This is a genomic window from Arthrobacter sp. TB 26, assembly GCF_000427315.1.
Lineage (GTDB): Bacteria > Actinomycetota > Actinomycetes > Actinomycetales > Micrococcaceae > Arthrobacter.
The window spans coordinates 1-3,824 of sequence record NZ_AUPJ01000039.1 but is presented as its reverse complement, the minus strand read 5'-3'; the positions used below and the strand labels follow the sequence as shown (position 1 = coordinate 3,824).

The window sequence follows — 3,824 nt, the reverse complement described above, 5'->3', positions numbered from 1 at the left end:
GTGGGGGCACAGCCCGGCTCGGTGCCGGTGCTCTCCTACCGCGAAGTCACGTCAGCCAACGTCCGGATCGAAACCGTAGGAGTCGTTCGCCATGCAGAACCGCTTTCGGCTTAAGGGCGCCTCGCTGGAGGAGATCCGCCGCAAGGCGGAACTGCAGCACGGCCCCGCCGCGCGCATCGTCTCCGCAGAGCGCGTCATCAGCCCCGGAATCGCCGGGCTTTTCGCCGGCGACCGCTACGAGGCAATCGTCGAGGTGGTGACGGGTCGTGAGGTCGTCACAGGCGAGGTCGTTCCGGAACCGGACGTCCTTGCCGAGGCAGTCGCTGCGCCTGTCGCGCTCGCAGGGGCGGCGCCCGCCCACGAGTTGCAGGGTGCCGCGATCGCGGCCCTGCTCGAAGAAGCCGATGCGGCCGAACTGAGCCTGCACCGGCCTGGCAACGCGGGACTCTCCACCGAATCCCCGGACTTCGCCGAACTGCTCGAACAGCTCGGCGCCGGGCTGCGCGGCCCTGGCGCCGATGTCCCCGTCGTCCCCAACAACAGCAAACGGCAGGAATCCGCAGCTGCCCCGGCCCCGGCGGCTGTGGCGGACCCAAGGGCGGGAGTGCACCTGGCGGCTGCAGAGGCGCCCGTGTCCGTGCCCGCCACTCCGCGCGCGTCCCTCCCGGTTCCGCTCAGCGGAGTCGGTGACCTGGTGGTCCTCGTCGGGCTTGGCGACGACGCCCTGGACACCGCGCTGGCCATGTCCACGGCAGCCGGCGGCGCCGATGTGCGCACGGCGGGGAAGCTGTCCGCTTACGGCCATCTGCACGTGGAAGGACGCCAGGGCGCGACGGCGGCCCGCGCCCACGCCGTCCTCACAGACCACACCGTGCTGGTGGCCTTCGGCCTGGGGAAGGCCCGCGACGCCCTCGCCCGGCTCCAGTCGGTCGCCGCGCTGTCCGCGGACCAGGTCTGGGTGGTGGTCGACGCCGGGCGCAAAGCGGAGGACTCCGCGCGCTGGGTAGGCGTGCTCGCCGCGCAGCTGGACATCACCGCGGTGGCAGTCGTCGGTGCGGCGGAAACCGCCACGCCGGAAACCGTCAATTCGCTGGGACTGCCGGTGGGCTGGATCGACTCAGGCCCCGCCCGCCCGGCCAGGGCCTGAGATGCCGGGCATTGTCCGCGCACCGGCGGCCGGGTTCGTCGGCGGCGCCGCGCCGCGAAGGGTAGATTGAGAGAATGCTGGTACTAACACGCAAGCCGGGCGAACAGATCATGATCGGCGACGGGATCGTCATCACGGTTCTGGAAGGCCGCGGCGACGGTGTTCGGATAGGCATTGAGGCCCCCCGGGGTGTTCCGATCCAGCGCCGGGAAGTCATCGAGGCTATTGCGGCGGCGAACCTGGCGGCAGCTGAAGCAGGCGCGGAAGCCGGCCCGGACGCCGAAGACGCGCTGCGGGGGCTCCTGCCGCCGGCACCGGCCACGAAACCGGTCTCTGCTGCGGACTGACCTCCCCTGGCTGAACCCCGCACGGGAGACCTGTCAGTCGCGGTTGCCGTCGAGGTATCGGGCCAGGAGCGGCTGCGGTGTCCGCCGCGTGACCGCGAGGGCATGCTCAATGTTCCCCGCCATGGTCAGCTGATCCAGGACCTGTGCGGTGTCCGCGGGCAGGGACACGGTGCCAGTGGCGTCGCTGCCTGGCCCGGTGGACGCGCCGGCCGACACCGGAAAATCCAGATGGCGCAGGGTGTCCTCGTTGGCGCGGGCAGCGTCGCTGAGCTGCTCGAGCAAGGCGCGCAATCCCTCCAGATGGTCCTGCAGGATCTCCGGCCACGCGCCGGCGGGAGCCCCGGCGACGAGTTCGATCAGCGTGGCCTGCGCCGGCAGCCCCCATTCGGCCGCCACCGCCGCAGATTCGACACCCCGGGCCAAGGCTTCGAAGCGGAGGCGTTCGAGGACACCGTCCACTTCGGCGGCCGTAAAACTCAGCCACCGGAGGTTGCCGGCCAGGACGTGGAGCCGCTGTGTTTCCAGCCTGAATATCAGCAGCTCCAGCTGGCGGCGCTCCTGCCAGAGAGCCGCCGAAAGATCACCTGCACCCATGGGCCCCATTCCCCTTGCCGCCCCCCGGCCGAGAAGCGTTACCGCATTTTCAGCCAAGCTTTTTCCTGAGGTTACACGCAGTTTGTGACTCAGGTGATAGGTTTCGTCTTGGGTGCTGCGCCCGGGTTTTGAACACCGACTTCCATGGGGGGAGCACGGGGCCCATTTAGGGGTGCGGCTCTCGGCTTTTTAAGGCTTCCGGAACCTGTCTCATGGGGGGACACTCTATTGAATCGCGTGGAACGCAACGAGATGGTCACACAGCATCTTCCGCTGGTGGGCTACCTCGTCTCAGACTTGTGCTCGAAAGCATCACACCTTTCCCGCGATGACCTGGCGTCTGCTGGCGCCATTGCCCTGATCACGTCGGCCGACTCCTTCGACCCGGACCTTGGTGTGCCGTTCGGCGCCTTTGCGCGCCGGCGCATCCTGGGCGCCTTCGCGGACGAGATGCGCGCCAGCGACTGGGCCACCCGCTCAGCGCGGCGCCGGATCAAAGAAACCATGTCGGTCCAGGAGACCCTCGCCGCAGCCCTCGGACGCACCCCCAGCGTTGATGAGATCGCCTCGGCCCTGGGTGTCCAGCAGAGCGTCGTCGAGGCAGCCCTCGCCGACGCCTCCCGCACCCTGACGCCACTGGACGAAGCCGTTGTTGACACGCTTGCCGCAGAAACCCTGACCCCGGAGCACTCCGTGCTCGCGGACGAGCGGCTCCAGTACCTCCGCGCGGCGGTGAAGTCCCTCCCCGAACGGATGCGCTACGTCGTCGAGGAGATCTACTTTGGCGACAGGACGGTCAAAGACCTGGCCGCTGAACTCGGATCCACCCACGCCGCGGTGTCCCAGCAGCGGGCCGAGGCCATCCGGCTCATGCGCGACGGCCTGACCGCGCACTACACAGACGATCCCGGGCAGGGCTTCGAGCCGCAGTCCCGGATCGCACCGAAACGCCGGAATGACTACCTTTCCCAGCTGGCAGAGGCCACCACGGGCGGCATCACGCGGGCCATCTTCCCGCAGGGGCCGGTGCTCAACGAGGCGGTCTGAGCCGCCCCGGAACCTCCCCAGCGTCGTTAGTAAGCCAACTTAGTAAGCTGACCGAGAAATTCTCCCGGGACCGTCGCCGTCCTGCCGTGCCCTGCGGTAGCGTCGGAAGCATCGGATCTAGGGATATCGGACGCAGCAGTCTCGTGCGCCACGGTATCGGACTACTCAGGAGGACGTATGAAAGCTTCACCGACCCTCACGACGAACCTGCAGGCAGTGCTTGTGGACCTGATCGAACTCCACGTTCAGGGCAAGCAGGCGCACTGGAACATTGTCGGGACGAACTTCCGGGACCTCCACCTGCAGCTGGACGAAATCATCGATGCTGCCCGTGCCTTCGCGGACGACCTGGCGGAGCGCATGCGCGCCCTTCACGCCCTCCCGGATGGCCGCAGCTCCACGGTGTCCAAGTCCACCTCGCTCGCCGAGTTCCCCAGCGGCCTGATCAACACCAAGGACGCCATAGAGCGGATCGTTGCGGCCCTCGAAGCCGCTGTCGGCACCATGCGCAAAGTCCACGACGCGGTGGACGAAGAGGATCCCACCACGGCGGACCTGCTGCACGAGTTCATTGCCAAGTTTGAGCAGTATGCCTGGATGGTCAACGCGGAGACGATGCGGGCCAACGCCAGTGTCACGACGGCGGACAGCAAGTAGGGCCCCCGTATCACCAAGCATCAAGCGCCCGG

Annotated in this window: 5 protein-coding genes; 4 read left to right on the top strand and 1 reads right to left on the bottom strand. The window is 68.0% G+C overall.

The window, feature by feature from the left end; genetic code table 11:
* Positions 1-91 precede the first annotated feature (91 nt).
* Both K789_RS23820 and K789_RS0100690 read left to right on the top strand, forming a co-directional pair.
* A complete protein-coding gene (locus tag K789_RS23820) occupies positions 92-1,147 on the top strand; it encodes a hypothetical protein (RefSeq protein WP_024365069.1) in 1,056 nt (351 codons plus the stop codon).
* A 74-nt stretch (positions 1,148-1,221) separates the two neighbouring features.
* Positions 1,222-1,494 carry a carbon storage regulator gene (locus tag K789_RS0100690; protein WP_024365068.1) on the top strand — a complete coding sequence of 91 codons (273 nt, stop codon included), beginning with the start codon at positions 1,222-1,224 and terminating at the stop codon, positions 1,492-1,494.
* 33 nt (positions 1,495-1,527) lie between these two features.
* Here K789_RS0100690 and K789_RS23815 read toward each other — a convergent pair whose 3' ends face one another.
* On the bottom strand, positions 1,528-2,088 hold the full coding sequence (locus K789_RS23815; protein WP_024365067.1) for a hypothetical protein: 561 nt from the start codon (positions 2,086-2,088) through the stop codon (positions 1,528-1,530).
* 228 nt (positions 2,089-2,316) lie between these two features.
* Here K789_RS23815 and K789_RS0100680 point away from each other — a divergent pair, with 228 nt between their 5' ends.
* Together K789_RS0100680 and K789_RS0100675 are read left to right on the top strand one after the other, a co-directional pair.
* Positions 2,317-3,135, top strand: a complete 819-nt coding sequence (locus K789_RS0100680) for a sigma-70 family RNA polymerase sigma factor (protein WP_024365066.1) — start codon at positions 2,317-2,319, stop codon at positions 3,133-3,135.
* Between the two features lie 177 nt (positions 3,136-3,312).
* Positions 3,313-3,792, top strand: coding sequence for a Dps family protein (locus K789_RS0100675; RefSeq protein ID WP_024365065.1), 480 nt, complete (start codon positions 3,313-3,315; stop codon positions 3,790-3,792).
* Positions 3,793-3,824 lie beyond the last annotated feature (32 nt).

What these genes read in the sequence shown, in the direction of transcription:
- K789_RS23815 (WP_024365067.1), bottom strand. Translation starts at nt 2,088, where the DNA reads ATGGGTGCAGGTGATCTTTCGGCGGCTCTCTGGCAGGAGCGCCGCCAG.
- K789_RS0100690 (WP_024365068.1), top strand. Translation starts at nt 1,222, where the DNA reads ATGCTGGTACTAACACGCAAGCCGGGCGAACAGATCATGATCGGCGAC.
- K789_RS23820 (WP_024365069.1), top strand. Translation starts at nt 92, where the DNA reads ATGCAGAACCGCTTTCGGCTTAAGGGCGCCTCGCTGGAGGAGATCCGC.
- K789_RS0100675 (WP_024365065.1), top strand. Translation starts at nt 3,313, where the DNA reads ATGAAAGCTTCACCGACCCTCACGACGAACCTGCAGGCAGTGCTTGTG.